The sequence below is a fragment of the Nocardiopsis sp. NPDC055551 genome, from assembly GCF_053619415.1.
The window spans coordinates 199918-214988 of sequence record NZ_JBSHJJ010000011.1; the positions used below are offsets into that span (position 1 = coordinate 199918).

The 15071-nt window shown below is 65.3% G+C and carries 18 protein-coding genes; 8 read left to right on the forward strand and 10 right to left on the reverse strand.

Annotated elements, in window-relative coordinates; all coding sequences use genetic code 11:
• Positions 1 to 54: 54 nt before the first annotated feature.
• From ACWGSK_RS20590 to ACWGSK_RS20600, 3 genes are read left to right on the forward strand one after another with little or no spacing between them, the layout of a single operon-like run.
• The gene (locus ACWGSK_RS20590) at positions 55 to 1821 is read left to right on the forward strand and encodes a hypothetical protein (protein WP_452456469.1); all 1767 of its coding nucleotides are present in this window, start codon (positions 55 to 57) and stop codon (positions 1819 to 1821) included.
• The gene (locus ACWGSK_RS20595) at positions 1818 to 2759 is read left to right on the forward strand and encodes a 5'-methylthioadenosine/S-adenosylhomocysteine nucleosidase family protein (RefSeq protein ID WP_452456470.1); all 942 of its coding nucleotides are present in this window, start codon (positions 1818 to 1820) and stop codon (positions 2757 to 2759) included. The genes ACWGSK_RS20590 and ACWGSK_RS20595 overlap by 4 nt, the downstream gene beginning before the upstream one ends.
• A gap of 42 nt (positions 2760 to 2801) precedes the next feature.
• The gene (locus ACWGSK_RS20600; protein ID WP_452456471.1) at positions 2802 to 3491 is read left to right on the forward strand and encodes a hypothetical protein; all 690 of its coding nucleotides are present in this window, start codon (positions 2802 to 2804) and stop codon (positions 3489 to 3491) included.
• 40 nt (positions 3492 to 3531) lie between these two features.
• Here the strand turns inward: ACWGSK_RS20600 and ACWGSK_RS20605 are convergent, their stop codons facing one another.
• The 3 genes from ACWGSK_RS20605 to ACWGSK_RS20615 all read right to left on the reverse strand — a co-directional run bounded on the left by ACWGSK_RS20605 (position 3532) and on the right by ACWGSK_RS20615 (position 6455).
• Entirely contained in the window at positions 3532 to 4614 is a 1083-nt protein-coding gene (locus ACWGSK_RS20605; RefSeq protein WP_452456472.1) for a type I restriction endonuclease, read from the reverse strand.
• Between the two features lie 367 nt (positions 4615 to 4981).
• On the reverse strand, positions 4982 to 5683 hold the full coding sequence (locus ACWGSK_RS20610; RefSeq protein ID WP_452456473.1) for a hypothetical protein: 702 nt from the start codon (positions 5681 to 5683) through the stop codon (positions 4982 to 4984).
• Between the two features lie 118 nt (positions 5684 to 5801).
• On the reverse strand, positions 5802 to 6455 hold the full coding sequence (locus ACWGSK_RS20615) for a DUF4352 domain-containing protein (protein ID WP_452456474.1): 654 nt from the start codon (positions 6453 to 6455) through the stop codon (positions 5802 to 5804).
• A gap of 167 nt (positions 6456 to 6622) precedes the next feature.
• Here ACWGSK_RS20615 and ACWGSK_RS20620 point away from each other — a divergent pair, with 167 nt between their 5' ends.
• The 3 genes from ACWGSK_RS20620 (at position 6623) to ACWGSK_RS20630 (ending at position 8616) form a co-directional block, all read left to right on the forward strand.
• Positions 6623 to 6790 carry a hypothetical protein gene (locus tag ACWGSK_RS20620; RefSeq protein ID WP_452456475.1) on the forward strand — a complete coding sequence of 56 codons (168 nt, stop codon included), beginning with the start codon at positions 6623 to 6625 and terminating at the stop codon, positions 6788 to 6790.
• Between the two features lie 549 nt (positions 6791 to 7339).
• Positions 7340 to 7936: a hypothetical protein gene (locus ACWGSK_RS20625; RefSeq protein WP_452456476.1), complete on the forward strand. Its 597-nt coding sequence runs from the start codon at positions 7340 to 7342 to the stop codon at positions 7934 to 7936.
• A 266-nt stretch (positions 7937 to 8202) separates the two neighbouring features.
• Positions 8203 to 8616, forward strand: coding sequence for a hypothetical protein (locus ACWGSK_RS20630; protein WP_452456477.1), 414 nt, complete (start codon positions 8203 to 8205; stop codon positions 8614 to 8616).
• Positions 8617 to 8894: 278 nt separating this feature from the next.
• Here the strand turns inward: ACWGSK_RS20630 and ACWGSK_RS20635 are convergent, their stop codons facing one another.
• Positions 8895 to 10127: an MFS transporter gene (locus tag ACWGSK_RS20635; RefSeq protein WP_452456478.1), complete on the reverse strand. Its 1233-nt coding sequence runs from the start codon at positions 10125 to 10127 to the stop codon at positions 8895 to 8897.
• 390 nt (positions 10128 to 10517) lie between these two features.
• Here ACWGSK_RS20635 and ACWGSK_RS20640 point away from each other — a divergent pair, with 390 nt between their 5' ends.
• Complete coding sequence (locus ACWGSK_RS20640) at positions 10518 to 11339, forward strand: ISAs1 family transposase (RefSeq protein ID WP_452456479.1); 822 nt, start codon at positions 10518 to 10520, stop codon at positions 11337 to 11339.
• 3 nt (positions 11340 to 11342) lie between these two features.
• Positions 11343 to 11633 carry a hypothetical protein gene (locus tag ACWGSK_RS20645; RefSeq protein ID WP_452456480.1) on the forward strand — a complete coding sequence of 97 codons (291 nt, stop codon included), beginning with the start codon at positions 11343 to 11345 and terminating at the stop codon, positions 11631 to 11633.
• Between the two features lie 211 nt (positions 11634 to 11844).
• Here ACWGSK_RS20645 and ACWGSK_RS20650 read toward each other — a convergent pair whose 3' ends face one another.
• The 6 genes from ACWGSK_RS20650 to ACWGSK_RS20675 all read right to left on the reverse strand — a co-directional run bounded on the left by ACWGSK_RS20650 (position 11845) and on the right by ACWGSK_RS20675 (position 15041).
• Positions 11845 to 12024, reverse strand: a complete 180-nt coding sequence (locus tag ACWGSK_RS20650) for a hypothetical protein (protein WP_452456481.1) — start codon at positions 12022 to 12024, stop codon at positions 11845 to 11847.
• A gap of 18 nt (positions 12025 to 12042) precedes the next feature.
• Entirely contained in the window at positions 12043 to 12723 is a 681-nt protein-coding gene (locus ACWGSK_RS20655) for a hypothetical protein (RefSeq protein WP_452456482.1), read from the reverse strand.
• A 67-nt stretch (positions 12724 to 12790) separates the two neighbouring features.
• The gene (locus ACWGSK_RS20660; protein ID WP_452456483.1) at positions 12791 to 13087 is read right to left on the reverse strand and encodes an NUDIX domain-containing protein; all 297 of its coding nucleotides are present in this window, start codon (positions 13085 to 13087) and stop codon (positions 12791 to 12793) included.
• 62 nt (positions 13088 to 13149) lie between these two features.
• Positions 13150 to 14178 (reverse strand): IS3 family transposase, encoded by a 1029-nt coding sequence (locus tag ACWGSK_RS20665; protein WP_452456515.1) that lies wholly within the window; start codon positions 14176 to 14178, stop codon positions 13150 to 13152.
• Positions 14175 to 14531, reverse strand: coding sequence for a hypothetical protein (locus tag ACWGSK_RS20670; protein ID WP_452456484.1), 357 nt, complete (start codon positions 14529 to 14531; stop codon positions 14175 to 14177). Before ACWGSK_RS20670 ends, ACWGSK_RS20665 begins: the two co-directional genes overlap by 4 nt.
• Positions 14532 to 14666: 135 nt before the next feature.
• Positions 14667 to 15041, reverse strand: coding sequence for a transposase family protein (locus ACWGSK_RS20675; protein ID WP_452456485.1), 375 nt, complete (start codon positions 15039 to 15041; stop codon positions 14667 to 14669).
• Positions 15042 to 15071 lie beyond the last annotated feature (30 nt).

Genomic DNA, 15071 nt, shown 5'->3' on the forward strand with positions numbered 1-15071 from the left:
TCCGATCCACTTATGGTCATCTCGACCTTAACCGGATCGGCGCAGGAGAAGTGCATGTCCATCACCGCTCACGCCTCTCCACCCCCCGTCTCTCCCCCTCCTCAGAACCACGGAGAGGAACCGACCGGGGCCACCCGTCACCTCTGCACCGGTGTCCACGTCGACGAGGACTTCCGAGACCTCGTCATCAAGGAGGTGTGCACGGCCCCTTCACGACGCGCGGCCCCCTCATACGAATTCGACCTCGTCCCGGTGATGCGCCACGCGTGGTTGTCCCTGCACCTGACGTCGTTGTCGAGGTCGGGGTTGATCGCCGCACTCGCCGCACCCTGCTACTGGGGATTCACGGTGACGACCCTGTTGGTCGCCGGCGGATACGCACTTCTCGTACTCCTAGACCACGCCTGGCGAATCTCCAAGGAGCTCACGCGGCCCGAAGAGCCCTTTCCGGCGAAGAAGAGGCGGAAGCGTCGACCGAAGTTGCCTTCCAGGTCCAGCTGGAAGTACGGGCAGGAGAGCAAACGTCTCAAGAACACCGGAACGTTCGCCCTGGTCCTTGCCCTCACCATGGTGGTCCTGGCCTTCTCCCATCCCGTTCAGGGAGCGCTGGCCCTCTACCTGGGCTGTGCCGTCGCCCTCCTCACGGCGATCGTCGGTGGTCTGCGCCAGGCGTGCATCAACCACGCCCACAAGGCCACCGCTCTCAGGCCCAGGCGCCTCTCCCATCGGGAGAGGGCCGTCGACGAGCAGCAGAGGCATCCCTGCGTGGTCTACCAACGCCCCGCCCACAAGAAGGACGGTGAGGACGAAGACACGGGTGTGTTCACGCTCTTCGGGGAAGAGTCGCCCTTCATCGGGGCGGGGGAACTGATCCATCAGTGGAATCCGCCCATGAGCGTCCAACTCCTGCGCAAGGGAAGCGACGACAAGCCCTTACACGAACGGGAACACCGGCACCCGCCCTTCAAGCCGCACGAACTGATGGACCACTTGCGCGCGGCCGTCACCGACCTTCGCGATGACCATGAGAATTTCCGTCTGCCGGCGCAGGTGCGCGACCGTATCTACGTCTCCCAGTCGGACGTGTCCGTTGACCGCTCCATCCTGTGGGAATCGGTGGATCCGGCCGCGATGCGCCGGATCATCGACCGGCAGGACTCCGCGCACCACCACTTCCTCGAAGTGAGCGTCCCCGATGCGGGGGGAGAACTGGTGGCCACGGTGCTGTTCCAACTCAGGGTGCGTGGCCGAACGTTGATCCTGGTGTTCGCGGCCTGCGTGTTGACCCACACCCCGGACAGCTTCCGCAAGGGAGAGGAGTTCGGCCAGCAAGGGAAACGAGCCATCGTCGGTGCCGCTTGGCACGATCTACTCCGGTTCCCTCGCCACATCCGTTCGTTGGGACGCATCACCCGTTACCCGTTCTACCTGGCCAGGGCCCTCTCCGGTCTCCTGCACAGGGCCCTGGCACTCCGAGGCGTCGATTTCACCCTCGTTCCCCGACGCAACAGCAAGATCGGCAGTCGAATCAGCATCCGCCAGGAGCCGGCGGAGGACTGGAGCAAGGTCCAACTCGACAAGACCACGCTGCTCGGCCACATCAAGAACGTCGAAAATCGGTTGCTCAAAGCCACCGGCGATTTTCTGGACTCTCGCGGCGTGGACATCTCCGACTTCGACGATCGCGCACTACAGATCATCAACAGCGGGATCGTCAACATGGGCGGAACCAACGACTTCGGCAACACCGTCTTCGGAGACCAGGTCCATCCTCAGGCACAGACATCCCCACCCGGTCCCGGTAATCCACAGAACGGATGATTCACATGAACCTGAACGAAGCTTCGAACAACAGCGGCATCGTCAACATGGGCGGAACCAACAGCTTCGGCAACACCGTCTTCGGAGACCAGACGCAGGTGAGCGTACCCTCGGCCTCCGCCAAGCCCTCCACAACACGCACTCCCGCCGAGCCCGACCAACGGAAGGACATCGGGATCGTCACGATCCTGCCGGTGGAGAGGCGAGCCGTTCTCGACGAACTGGGACTGGAACGCCCCCACAAACGAGAAGGACTGTTCTTCAGCACCGGTGACGTCTCCACCGAAAGCGGAACCGCGAGTGTGGTGACCACCCAGACCCTCGGCCCCGGGCAACGATCGGTGATGTCGGCGCTGGACCACCTGCGCCACCACTTCTCTCCCCGGCTGTGGGTCCTGGTCGGTATCGGAGGCGGGCTCGGCGACACTCCCACCGGAGGCGCCCGTATCGGTGACGTCATCGTCTCGACCCGCATCGTCTACTACGACGCACGCAAGGTCACCGCCGGCGACAGCGTTCAACGCCGTGGCGAGGAACGTCAAGCGCCGGCCCGCGTCGTCCACGCGGTGAACGCCTACTTCACCGACCGGGGAGAGCCCGCGGTCATCCGCGGGCGCGTGGACGGGCACCGCAAACGCAGTTTCGAGGTCCACCACGGCCTGATCGGTTCGGGTGAAGCCGTGATCGCCGATGGCGATTCCGAGGTGCGGCACTGGTTGAAGCACTACAACGACAAGATCATGGCCGTGGACATGGAGTCGGGCGGGCTCAGCCAGTTCTGGCAGGAGAACTCCGTACGGGCCGAGGGCAACCCGGACTGGGTCGTGGTCCGAGGGATCTCCGATCGGGCGGACGCAGAGAAGGACGACGACGCCCACGCTCTGGCCGCGCACAACGCGGCGCACACCGTCCGCGAACTCATCCCCTATCTGCTCTGATCCATCACGGTCCCCGCCTGCCAGAGCAAAGGAAGTGATCACGTGAGCGCGTTCGTCCTCGGTGTCCTCAGCTCGATCCTGGCCACGATGGTTCTCATGTTCCTGGGATGGATGCGTTCCTCCCACCCGCGTTGGTGGCTGGTCACTCTCCTTGCTCGATTGACCGGAACCGGTGTGCGGCGCGTGTACCGCCATCAGGCGTCGGCGGAGACGGATGTGGCTCGGGATCTGGCGCAGGCGCGCTGGGTGGGGGTGTTGACCGGCCGTGGCAACACCCTCACCAGGGACGTGTTCACGCCGCTGTGGTCGGATACCACCGGCCGGGTCGAATCCGTGCGAGTGCTGCTGCCCGATCCCGACGCGGTTCCCGGCGAGTGGCTGACCATGCGGGCCGAGGAGCTGGAACCGACCGACCCGGGATTCGCCCCCGACCTGCTCCGAGATCAGATCCGTGCCAACACCTCATATCTGGTCTCGGTGGCCAAGAGCAGGGGAGAGGTCGAGCTTCGCCGGTTCGACCTCCCTCACCTCTACCGCGTCATCGTCACGGATCAGGCCGCCTACATCACCTTCTACGACCGGGGTAGGCACGGGCGGCACTCCCCCTGCCTGTACGTGCGTGCTCCGGGGGTGCTGTACGAGGCGGCCCGCCATTTCTTCTCCACCACCTGGGCCGGTTCACAGGCGGTACCGACGGAGCAGGGCCCTGACACGGGAGCGCCGAACAGCTGAACCCCGGCCAGGGGCCAGGGGTGGAGAGGAATCACGGCCGTCACTCCAGATGACCGCGTACCGCTTCGCGGATCTTGTCGGCGTGGAGATAGATCTCGTCGATCGACCCCAGCGGGTGGCGGGTCTCGTTCTTGTCCGCGTCGAAGGTGCCGAGGTACTTCTTCGACTTGGCGTTGAAGTGCAAGCGCGCGATCGGCTTGCGGTTGTTGTCGTCCAGCAGGATCGCGAAGTAGCTCTTGGAGTCCCGTTGTGCGATTCGCTGGGGTTTGACCTCACTGCACGCGATCGCCTTGACGACCTGGTATCCCTCCAGCTCCTCCAGGGTGGTCTCGATCCCGGTCCCCCTACTCAGGTCCTCCTCGGCGACATCGGCGCTGTCGCTCGACGTCGGATCGAGCTGAGGCCGTGTCGTCTCCAGGGCCTTCTTCAGCCGGATGTTGACCTGGTCGTCGAGGAAGGTGGACGCGGCCTCCCGGACCAGTGGAGTGAACTGCTCGCGAGCCCGCTTGGTGAAGGGACCGTCATAGACGCGGCCGGCGAAGAACTTGACCCACTCGTCCTCGGGTACCTGGAACTGTTCGGCCAGTGTGCGCTTGATCGCGCCGATGTACTTGAGCTTCTCGGCGGCGTCGATCACCGAGTTCAGGTCGAAGGACGCCTTGGTGAGCTTGCGCAGCTCGGGCAGGAGACTCTCATCGACGTCACCGAGGTCGAGCACCATGAACGGCCTGGAGTCCATCCGATTCGGCGCGTCGAGGTCGGTGTAGAACTGGTATTCGACACCGTTGGTGAGGACGGCGATCCGTGCGTTGGTGACGGAGAAGTACCGGTACAGCTGTGAGGCGTTCTCGACCGTCAGAGTCCCGTTCGACTTCTTGCATTCGATGAGCATCTGCACTTCGTTGTCGCGCATGATGGCGTAGTCGACCTTCTCCCCCTTCTTCACCCCCACATCGGCGGTGAACTCGGGGACCACCTCACGCGGATCGAAGACGTCGTATCCCAGGACCGTCGCGATGAAGGGCATGACGAAGGCGGTCTTGGCCGCCTCTTCGGTCTGAGTCATCTCCCGCTGGTTCTGCACCTTGGTGCTGAGAGCGGAGACCTTCTCGGGGAATTCCATAGCGACCTTCCTACGAAGTTCGGCCGGAGGACCAGGCGGTCGGAAAGATCGATGTCAGAAGCAGGGCTTGTTCTCGCCACGGAGCCGCAGGGGCGTGCGGGTTCGGGACAAGAGTCTCTTCTCGGGACACTCCGCCCACCCCGGTAAACCGAGAGGGCGACTTCGTCGTCTTGGTCAGCAAGGACATCGCTCACTTCACAAAAAGCACTCTACACAGCAAATTTGTGAATGTGGTTAACAATTAAATCTCGATGCGAAGAAGGGCCTGCCCGCCCCACCGACCTTCGACGACACGCCTCTCAACGACCATGAACGAGGCGAACGAACAAGATCGACGTGGGGCCACGGGTTCAGGGCCGCCCGAGGCTCAGACCCGGTTCCACTCGCCACAGCCGCTCGTCTCGAAGGCCATGTCCGAACCACTGATGGTCACGATCTGACGGCCGCCCCCGAAGTTGTTGGCGATGATCGAATCCAAGGAACCGTCGGTGCCGGACAGCCTCGCCCAATAGCAGTCCGAGGTGTCCTCGGAGCGGTAGGTCCCCGGTGAGACCTCGTCGCCCACCAGGAAGGTCCCGGAACCGGGGAAGCTGTTCTCCTCGGCCTCGGTCTCCAGGTCGGTGACCTCGCCCTCCCGGGTGTCCAGGTCCTCTTCTCGTTGGTCGAGCTCTTCGGAACGTTCGTCCAGGTCGCCTTCGCGGTCGTCGAGCTCACCCTCGCGAGTGCCTATCTCCTTCTCCCGATCGTCCAGCCCTTCCTCGCGTTCGTCCAACTCCCGGAACGGGCGTTCGAGCTGTTCCACCTGTTCACGCAGACCGCTGATGGTGTCCTGGTAGTCCACTTCCTTCTCCAGGGCCTGGTCCAGGTCGGACCCGGTCGACTCATGCCGTTCGGCCAATTCCAGGTAGACCGGGGCCCTCTCCGGGGATCGCGAGGACCACCCCAGGAGGGTTCCCGCGCCGAGCGCCCCGACCACGAGCAGCACCAGGGGCAGCGGCGGCCTTCTACGGCCGCCCTCCCGCAGCTGGTCGGGTGCACCGTCCTCCGTGCGCACCGAATCATCGGACATGGCAGATCACCGCTTTCCCGGTGCCGTCCGCACCGAATTCCGAACCGGAAAGGACTCTTGACTCACTCGGACGAGGGGTCGCGGGCCAAGACCTCGACGCCGAAGGCCCATGGCCCGCTCAATCCAGGTCGACGCGGACCCCATCGGTGAAACCGCCCTGTCCGTTGACCAGCATGTGATCGACCTCGAAGTCGACCGGCACGTCGTAGGCGAGCACGCCGGTCTCTTCGGAACCGGGGTTGGTGTCGAAGCCGAACAGCGTGGAGGCCCACAGCTCGTACCGGTACATGGAACCGGCCTCGTCCATGAGGACCTGGTCTCGCTCACCGAACGATCGCGGCTCACCGCCGAGGTTCTTCACCGTCAACTCGACGGTGACCCACTGCCCCGAGGGCTCCTCGGCGAAGAACTCGTCGAGCTGCGCGGTGGGGACGTCGTACTCGATCGCGTGCACGATGATCTCCCAGTCGCCGTGCTCGATGGTCTCTCCCAGGCCTGGGTGTGTTTCCTCGGGTTGCGCCTCTTCCGCACCCTCGTCTTCCGCCTCGCCCGCACCGCCCCCGTCGTCGGTACCGGTCGGGGCGGCGGCCACGCTGGTGTCGCCCCCGTCATCGGTGGTGGACACGAGCGCGCCGAGAAAGAGCAGGGCGAAGAAACCCATCACGCCCAGGCCGAAGCACCCAAGGCATCCGATGCCGAACTTGGCACCGGTGGACATGCCCGGTCGGGGGCCAGGAGCGGGTCGACCGTGGGGGTGGTGGCCGTAACTCATGGGATCACTCCGGTCTGGTGGATGTGGATACCGGCGGAGTCGACTCCGCCGAGGGCCGGGCGGCGCGGGGAAGACCCCTTTGCGCTACACAAACAACATACACTAGACTTATGTGAACATAGTTAACAGTCCTTAGTTCACACTCGATATCAACTCAAGGAGTCCCCATGCGCAGTCGCCTGGCCCTCGCCACCGCCGCCCTCGGCCTACTCCTGACCGGCTGCGATGAAAACGAGACCGTACGTCTGGAGCCTCCCGCCCCTTCCACCTCGCCGGCGGCCATCACCCCCGCGACCTCCCCGCCCTTCACTCCGATCGGCCATCGGGGCGCGTGAACGGCCCCATCCGCGCCACAGGTGCTCTCGACAGCACCGACCAAGGCGAGAGAGCGCGGCGCGGACGGATCGTCCGACCCATGTCCGCGGAATCGGAACGCCCCCAGCAGGTGAGTCACGAACGCGGAGCACGCCGGAGGGTGGCCTCGCCGGACAGATCGAGCGGGAACACGAGGTGTTGGCCGGTCGGTGGTCGGACTCGACGCCGAAGACCGCCCGGACATCCGCCGCGGCCACAGCGTGGCGCGGGATGATCACGAATGCGTTCGGCAACCATCGATTGCCGGCAATGGGAGTGTGATTTGAACTACGATTCCTGGCGCTCTTTCGGGTAAACCGATCTGCCAGATCAGAGCGTTTCGCTCTCCCTGGGGACTCTGACGCGATGGCGCCCAGCCCCCGCCGCCTGGTCGCTCCAAGGTCAACGAAGAGCGGCCATGACCTGCGGAAACCATCCAGCGACACGCGCGACACCGAATAGAATACGAAAAACCATATCCAAGCCGGTTGCTCTCCCCGCTCCGCGCCGGCCCCTGTAAGGAGATTGTTGTGAACAAAACCGGTTGGATCGTGGCTACCGCGATCGGCGTGGTCGCATTGTTGTTCGGTTTCTGTATCGGATGGTTCGGAAACCAGGCCTACATCCGTTCTCAATTCGAGTCCGCGTTTGAAGACTTCGCGGAAGATACCGAAGTGCCCGTCGAGGAGACGGACATGGAGGCGATGGAGGAGTACGAGGAAGAGCCCTCGGAAGTACCCGCCGGGCCTCCGGAAGGCGAGCCGAGCGACGGTGTGTTCGACTACGAGGTCACCGATGCGCGCGCTTCGGCCACCTACAACGATGAGTCGTGTGGTGAGCAGTACTCCGCGTCGGGCGAGTACCACGTGCTCACCATCAGGGCACAGAACGTGGGGTCGACGCCGGCCTACCCGCCGTCGGATTCCTGGGAAGGGGTGTACGCGTACTCCGAAGACGGCACCCAGTACTCCACGGACGACGACATCTGCACCTTCGCGGACGAGACCAACCCGGGCAACAGCACCGAGTACGAGCTGGTGTTCGACGTTCCCCAGAACACCGAACTGGCCGTGATCGACCTGTCAGCGGAATCGGCGCCCGAGGTAGCCGTGGTGGAGGTCCCCTGACGGGGCTTCTCGGGCACCGTTCGGCATCTTCCCCGGCAGCTGGTGGCAGACCCGGGCGAGGCATTCGGTGAAGTCTCGTTAGCCGCGTTCCACCCGCCCCTCGTGAAACCGGCCCGAGTGAGCACCGATTCTCCCTGCCGACCGAACACACATCCGAGCCTCGACCCAGACACCGGATCTCAACTGTCGGTGCCTACTCGTATACACCGAGTGTGCTTGTTCGCTCCCGGTCGGCTATGGTCCGGCCGGCGCAACGTGGAGGTTCGATGACATCCGAAGTCTGGTCCCCGACGCTGCCCGTCAGCGGTCTGCCCCTCAAGAAGCTGTGCGTCATCGGTTCCGGCAAGGATCTGGATATGCACATCCTTCCTGTCCAAGGGCCTCTTCTGAGGTTGCCGCTGGAGAAGGTGAACGCCACCGTTTCCAAGGAGGTCGCGCTGGAGATCACCCGTCTCGACGACGTCTCACTCGAACTTGCCTACGAGGCGCCGCAACTCCTCCTGAGCCGGTTGCGCGTCCATTGGGACGAGGACGTGATGCCGGGTGTCGAAGAGGAACTGCGAGCACTCTTCGAGGGTTTGGAGAAGGACGGTCGCAGTCGACGTGAGCTGTTCTCCTGCGTCGCTGTCGAGTTCATCTTGACCACCGTCCCGAACAGCCTGCCGGGACGGTCGACGTAGCGAAACCGGCCGCTACCGCCTCGGCCTGGCCCAAGGAACACGTGCCCTGGGTGCTTCCGGTCGATCCTGTCGGAAGCACCCGGTCCGGTTCAGGCGGGCAGGGCAACGTCCTGTCTCTGTGGCGGCATCGCCTCATGGCCGAGACCCGGGGCCATGAAATCCCCATCCGCGGCGTGATGGAGGACGGGTCGCCCGAGGAGAACGCCACACGCGAGGTCGGTGAAGAGACGGAACCGCGTCCAGGTTCCGGGTTTCTCAGGCCACGGTGCTCGGTCGGCTCACACCATCTCGATCCGCTCATCCCGTAGTCGAGTTCGGATGCGCGAGACGAACCACGCCGCGGCGGCCGAGGCCAGCAGACAGTAGGTGCCCAGGGTCATGATCTGGGCCGGGTAATCGACCCCGGCGTCGATCAGTAGCCCGGTAGCACCGGGACCCGCAGCGGATCCCAACACCAGGACCGCCACGATGATCGACCGGATGGAGCCCAGGTGCTCCACCCCGTACACCTCCGGCCACACCGCTCCGAACAGACTCAGGGACAACCCGTTCGTGATCCCGTACAGCAGCATGAACAGCACGACGCTCCACGGTCCTTCCACCGTCGCCAGGACGAGCAATCCCAGGCCGAGGGGAACCAGGTAGAAGGGGACGAGCCGCAGTGCGGTGAGGCGGTCGACGAGGACGCCTCCCACCAGGTTGAACACCACGGTCGTGATCGCGTACACCGACAGGGCCGAGGCGAACAGGGCCGGTGACCATCCACGTAGTTCGGTCAGGTACGCCTGGTGGAAGAAGACGGTGTTACCGACCAGGGCAGGCGCGGCCATGGCGGCGAGCAGCAGGTAGAAGTAGGGGTCGCGCAGAGTCTGACGTCGTGTCCAGCCACGGACCACGGTCACCGGTCGGCCATCGACCGCGTCGGTCGGCGTGCGCCTCCGGCCCATGAGAGCGGACATCGGCCACGCCAGCAACAGGAGCAGCGCGGCCACGATCCACCATGCCTCCCGCCAGCCGGCGATGGCCAGGAGGGCGACGATCGCGAGCGGCAGGACGGCCTCACCGACGTTCAACCCCAGGGTGGCCACCGAAGTGGCACGGCCACGTTCCCGATCGAACCATCGTCCGGTGAGGGTGAAGGAGGTGTGGGTCATCATGCCCTGCCCGAACAGCCGCAGGATGAACAGGGCCAGGAAGAGGATCCACACCTGGGTGGCCAGCGCCATGATCGCGGCGCCCAAGGCCAGCATCAGCGCGAGCGCGGGAACGATCTTCCCGGCGCCGTGACGGTCCACCACCTTGCCCAGTTGGGTCATCGTCAGGGCACCGGCCAGGGTCGCGAGCATGAACAGGGAACCGAACTGGCCGTGGGTGAGGTCGAGGTCCTGGCGGATGTCGGCGGAGAAGAGGGAGACGAAGAAGGTCTGGCCGAAGGAGGAGAACAGGAAGAGGGCGAAGCAGCCCAGCAGCGGTCGCCGGTTGGTGGCCAGGAAGGACAGGTAGGCACGCATCTCAGGCAGGTATCCGATCGGTCGGGGCCATGGCGAACACGGCGTGTACACAGAGCCGGGTGAGGCAGGCGCCGGCGCGTCGAAAGCCTGCGGCCTTCCACCGGCTCAGTGGGCGTCGATCGTCCCCCGCCGTATGCGGCGGAACGCTCAGGAAAGCGTACGGGTGCCGAGCGCGCTCCAGTTCGGCGGATTTTCCAGCCAGAGTCGATCGCATACGGTCCGCTCCGTTCCGCCACCTGTTTCGACCCAGGGCTGTTTCAAAGTCGGGATCGTGAGCGTGTCCATGCTGATCACAGCCCCGTAGCGATCCAGTCGAAACCCGCACCAACAAGCAACGGAGCCCGCTAGAAGATCAGGGACTCTCACATCTCTGACTTCCAAAGGGCTCCGTTGCGCCCCCAGTCTGCCACGACCTCCCCTGCCTCTGTCTGCCTTGTCGGCAAGATCGCCGCTCTGGAGGACCCCCGCTCGCCGCGGGGCCGCCGCCACAGCATGGCCAGCGTCCTGCTCTGCGCCCTGTGCGCGATGGTCGCCGGAGCACGCCACCTACGGGCGATCGGCCAGTGGGCCGACGCCGCCCCCTCCCGCCCCCTGGCCCGTCTGGGCTGTCGGATCTCCTGCGCGGCTCTGGGAGTACGCACCGCTCCGTCCCCGGCGACCATCCGCCGCGTCCTGCTCGCCTTGGCCCCCGAGACTCTGGCTGCCCTGGTCAGACCCGATGTCCTTGAGGTGGTGGCGGTCGACGGTAAGACCCTGCGTGGATCGGCCACGTCCACCGACCCGGTTGTGCACCTGTTCACCGCCCTGACTCCGGACCGGTGTCTGGTCGCGCAGGTGCGAGTGCCGGCGGGCACCAGCGAGATCGACGCCCTGGAGACCCTGTGGGCGGGTGTGGGCCTGGCCGGTGTGGTCCTCACCGCCGATGCCCTGCACACCCAGACCGGCACCGCCGCGTACTTGGTCGAGGAGTTGCACGCCGACTACGTGTTGACCGTCAAACGCAACCAGAAGACGTTGCTCGACCAGGTCAAAGCATTGCCCTGGGCTCAGGCTCCCACGCTGGCCACCACCCGCGACCACGGCCACGGGCGCGCTGAGACCCGCACCGTCAAGGCCATCGACCTGGCTGGAAGGACGGATTTCCCGCACGCGGTCCAGGCGGTGCGCCTTCGCCGCCACGTCAGAGATCTGCGTACCGGGAAGGTGTCGTGAACCTTGGCTTATGCGGTGACCTCGCTGGAGGTGGAGCGGGCGGACGCGGCCCGGATCGGCGCTCTGGTGCGTGGACATTGGGGCATCGAGGCCTGGCACCACGTCAAGGACGTGTCGCTGGGCGAGGACGGCTGCAAGGTCCGCTGCGGGCACGCCCCCGACAACCTGGCCGTGCTGCGAGCTCTCGCCCTGGGGTTCTTGGGCCGGTTGGGGCAGGACACCGTGCCCGACGCGATCCGGTGGGCATCGTATGAGGCGTTCATCCGCCCGCTGGACGTGATCGGTCTTCGCTGACCAGCACGAACATCACCGCTCACCGAGAATGAAACAGCCCTGGCTTACCCGAGGTGGTGTGCGCGACCCTTTTCCGTACTTGGCCGGTTGGGGGCCTGCTTCGGGCACGGATCGAGAGGGATCACGCTTCCCTGAGAATCCGCGCTGGCCGGTTGAGGTGGGAGGTACCCGAAGGGGTCGGCACGGCCCAACCGGGAGCGGCTCGTGGACTTCAGGAGGCGTCGAAGCGCAGCTCGGTCATGGTGAACTGGTCGATGCCGTAGCGGGCGTCGACCGTGGGGGCTTCTCTGCGGTCGAGTCCGCCTTGGTGTAACCGAACGTCGAGGATGCGGGTCCCGGTCGTAGTCAGGGGGCAGGGCGAGAAGACGGTCGGGAACCCAGTAGATCCCACCGCGTTTGATCGGGGGCTTCACTCCTCACCCAACGCCTTCGTGTTCGCGCGGCGACGAGCGTCGGCGGACTCGGCCATTTCTGCCAGAAGGTCCTCCCCCACGCCAGGGTCGGATTCGACGGGGTCTCGGTCGGCCGACCGAGCTCGATAACGCTCTTTGAGTGCGGCGTACTGTTTACGCCGTCTGGCGCGGTTCAGGTCGAGGAGCACGCCGCGTTCACCGTCGGTCTGCGCCTGCACCATGGGAGCGGTCTCGTAGGTCAGGTCTCTCAGTTGAGCGGCGGATCGGCCACCGAGTTCGGCGACGACCTCGCCGAGCACGGTGAGGGATTCGGCTCCCAGGGGCGCGTCGACGTCTTCGACCAGGCGAAGTCGTATCTCCCCACAGGGGCTCTGGGGATCCTGTGTCCGTTCGATGATCCCGGCTGCGACCAAGGCGTCCTCGACCCGATACTGGGCGGGGTCGAAGGAGCCGTAGTTCTCCCATCGCCAGGTGGCACCGCTGAACGCGACACCTCCGCTCTCGACCGCGGAGAGGTCTGCGAGGTAGAGCAGCTTGGCGATCTTGGTCCGATTGAGGCTGTGTCCTTGGTCCCGCGCGACCCGGAACAGGGAGAGTACGGAGCGGAGCAGCGGGTCTTCGGGCTGGCTGAAGATCATGCCGTGCGTCACCTCCGCCTCACACGAGGAGATCGTCATACCGAACTCTCTTTCAAGCTTAGGGGGTGGCCTGTTGAACGCTGCGGGTGCCATGCGGGAGGCATTTTCATGATGGCAGCCGGCCCATTGGTGGGGGGTGATTGAGACAGTTTCCTGAACCAAAGTGCTTTGGGGCAGAGAGAGGCCCTCGGACCCTCCGATCAGACTCAAGTGGAATACCGCATGAGCGGCGCAGGACCTCACGGCGCAGCGTCGCCTCGATGTGGACGTCCTCCGGTTCCACTCCCCCACCCACGGTGACCCAGTAGGGCCCTTGACCGGTTTTGGTGCGTTTGATCAACACCAGGCATCCATCTCCCTCGAACAGGAGGGCCCGCGCGCTCCGCCCGACGTTCTCGGTCATATGGGCTCCCCCATCTGGCAGCGGTAGCGGTGGGTGTCAAATCAAATGAAACGGTGAGCCGGTCACGGGTTCTGTAACGCGGCCTCTCGGCGTTTGGCGGGGTCGTTGATCCAGACCGTCTCGGGCAGCCGAGGTGGTTCCGGTCGGCGGGAGAACCTCTCCGGATGAGCCGCATACGCCTCGGCCAGGGTCCGTGCCCGCTGGTCACGGACCTGACCGGCGGTACCGAAGTGCACCGACGCAGGGGTGTGGTAACCGATCCCCGAATGCCTGTGCTCGTGGTTGTAGTAGGCCATGAACCCTTCCATCCACTCGCGGGCGTGCGCCAGCGACTCGAACCGTTCGGGGTAGTCCGACGCGTACTTGAGGGTTTTGAACTGCGCTTCGGAGTAAGGGTTGTCGTTGGAGTTCTTGGGCCGCGAGTGCGACCGCTCGATCCCCAGATCCAGCAACAGCTGCGACACCTCCTTGGAGGTCATCGCCGCGCCCCGATCGGCGTGCACCACCCCGGGCGGGACCCCGTTGGCGGTGGCCAGGCCGCTGATCAGCTCCGCGGCACGGGCCCCGGACTCGGATCGCTCCACCGTGAACGCGGCCACGTAGCGCGAGTAGATGTCGATGACCACGTAGGCATGGAAGTACTCCCTGGGCCTGGGCCCCTTGAGTCGGGTGATGTCCCAGGTGAACACCTGCCCGGGTCCGTCGGCCCGCAGCTCGGGCACGGTCTTGGGCGGGTGGGTGGCCGTGCGGCGGCGCTCCCCCACCTGACCGTGTCCACGCAGGATCCGGTACATCGTGGCCACCGAGCAGTGGTAACGGCCCTCGTCCAGCTCCCGGGCCCAGATCTGGGCGGGTGGCAGCTCGGCGTAGGGCCCGCTGTTCATCAGCTCCAACACCTGGGACCGCTCGGTGGGGGTCAGGGCCGCCGGGTGCGGTGTGCGCGGGGCCGGTTCGGTGGGCTCGGGCGGGTTCAGGCGCCGGTGGTGGGTGGCGCGGGAGCGGCCGGTCAGGCGGCAGGCCTTGACGACGCCGACGTGGGGGCGCAGGTTCTCAACAGCCTGGTGTAGGACGGGTTCGACCCGGGTGTTCAGTCCGCGCTCTTGGAGAGTGCCTGCAAGAGCGCGGACGCTTTTCCCATCACTTCCAGGGCGTGATCGCGGTCGGCCACCTCCTTCTCCAGCTTCGCGATCTTGGCGCGCAGCTGTTCGGCTTCGGCCTGGGCGGGGTGCTTCTTCTTCCGGGCCGGTGAGGTGCGGCGGTCGGTGAGTTTGTCCAGGGCGCCGGCGTCGCGGGCGCTCTTCCATTCCACGATGTGGGAGTGGTAAAGGCGCTCACGGCGTAGCAGTGCTCCGTGTTCGGTGCCGGTGGTGCAGGCATCGTGCTCGGCGGTGAAGGTCCGGCGTTTGGGTCTGGGGGCCGGGTTGGTGGTGTTCTTGCTGGTCATGCGGGTGGTGCTCCCCTGTTCGTCTCCGTCTGTCTAACCAGACATATCGGGATGTTTCACCCCAATCTGACAGAGAGGGGACCGGGTGCCCACACCGCTATCGAGGGTCTGGAGAACTGGGGAGTACCCCGTCCATCAGTCGACTTCTGATCGCGGACTGTGCTCCCAACCCCTCCGAAGGAGATGAACAGATGTTCGTCTCCAACGGGGAATACCGCCAGACCAGGGGTGGGTTCGTACTCCGAGCGAGGCCAGGACACTGGGGTGTGTGCGTCGGCCCCACTCTGCGAGTTCGTCGATGCTCCTTGCACCGGAGATGGTGGCGCACGCACACAGGAGCAGGATGCAGGTCAGGGAGTACCAGCGCCCTCGTGGGGAACGGTGTCCAGGTAGGGGCGCAGGTCCGTAATGGATTGGGGGTCCAGGGGTCCGAGTTTGGTGAGCACGGCCGGGATCGGGAGGATAGGAGTGCAGGCACGGCAGACCTTCGTGATCACGTGGCGTAGACACCTACATGATCTCGGTTTCCCGTGCCTGCCT

Coding starts and splice junctions, on each gene's coding strand:
- ACWGSK_RS20590 (WP_452456469.1), top strand. CDS start 55: ATGTCCATCACCGCTCACGCCTCTCCACCCCCCGTCTCTCCCCCTCCT.
- ACWGSK_RS20595 (WP_452456470.1), top strand. CDS start 1,818: ATGATTCACATGAACCTGAACGAAGCTTCGAACAACAGCGGCATCGTC.
- ACWGSK_RS20605 (WP_452456472.1), bottom strand. CDS start 4,614: ATGGAATTCCCCGAGAAGGTCTCCGCTCTCAGCACCAAGGTGCAGAAC.
- ACWGSK_RS20610 (WP_452456473.1), bottom strand. CDS start 5,683: ATGTCCGATGATTCGGTGCGCACGGAGGACGGTGCACCCGACCAGCTG.
- ACWGSK_RS20615 (WP_452456474.1), bottom strand. CDS start 6,455: ATGAGTTACGGCCACCACCCCCACGGTCGACCCGCTCCTGGCCCCCGA.
- ACWGSK_RS20620 (WP_452456475.1), top strand. CDS start 6,623: ATGCGCAGTCGCCTGGCCCTCGCCACCGCCGCCCTCGGCCTACTCCTG.
- ACWGSK_RS20630 (WP_452456477.1), top strand. CDS start 8,203: ATGACATCCGAAGTCTGGTCCCCGACGCTGCCCGTCAGCGGTCTGCCC.
- ACWGSK_RS20635 (WP_452456478.1), bottom strand. CDS start 10,127: ATGCGTGCCTACCTGTCCTTCCTGGCCACCAACCGGCGACCGCTGCTG.
- ACWGSK_RS20655 (WP_452456482.1), bottom strand. CDS start 12,723: ATGACGATCTCCTCGTGTGAGGCGGAGGTGACGCACGGCATGATCTTC.
- ACWGSK_RS20660 (WP_452456483.1), bottom strand. CDS start 13,087: ATGACCGAGAACGTCGGGCGGAGCGCGCGGGCCCTCCTGTTCGAGGGA.
- ACWGSK_RS20670 (WP_452456484.1), bottom strand. CDS start 14,531: ATGACCAGCAAGAACACCACCAACCCGGCCCCCAGACCCAAACGCCGG.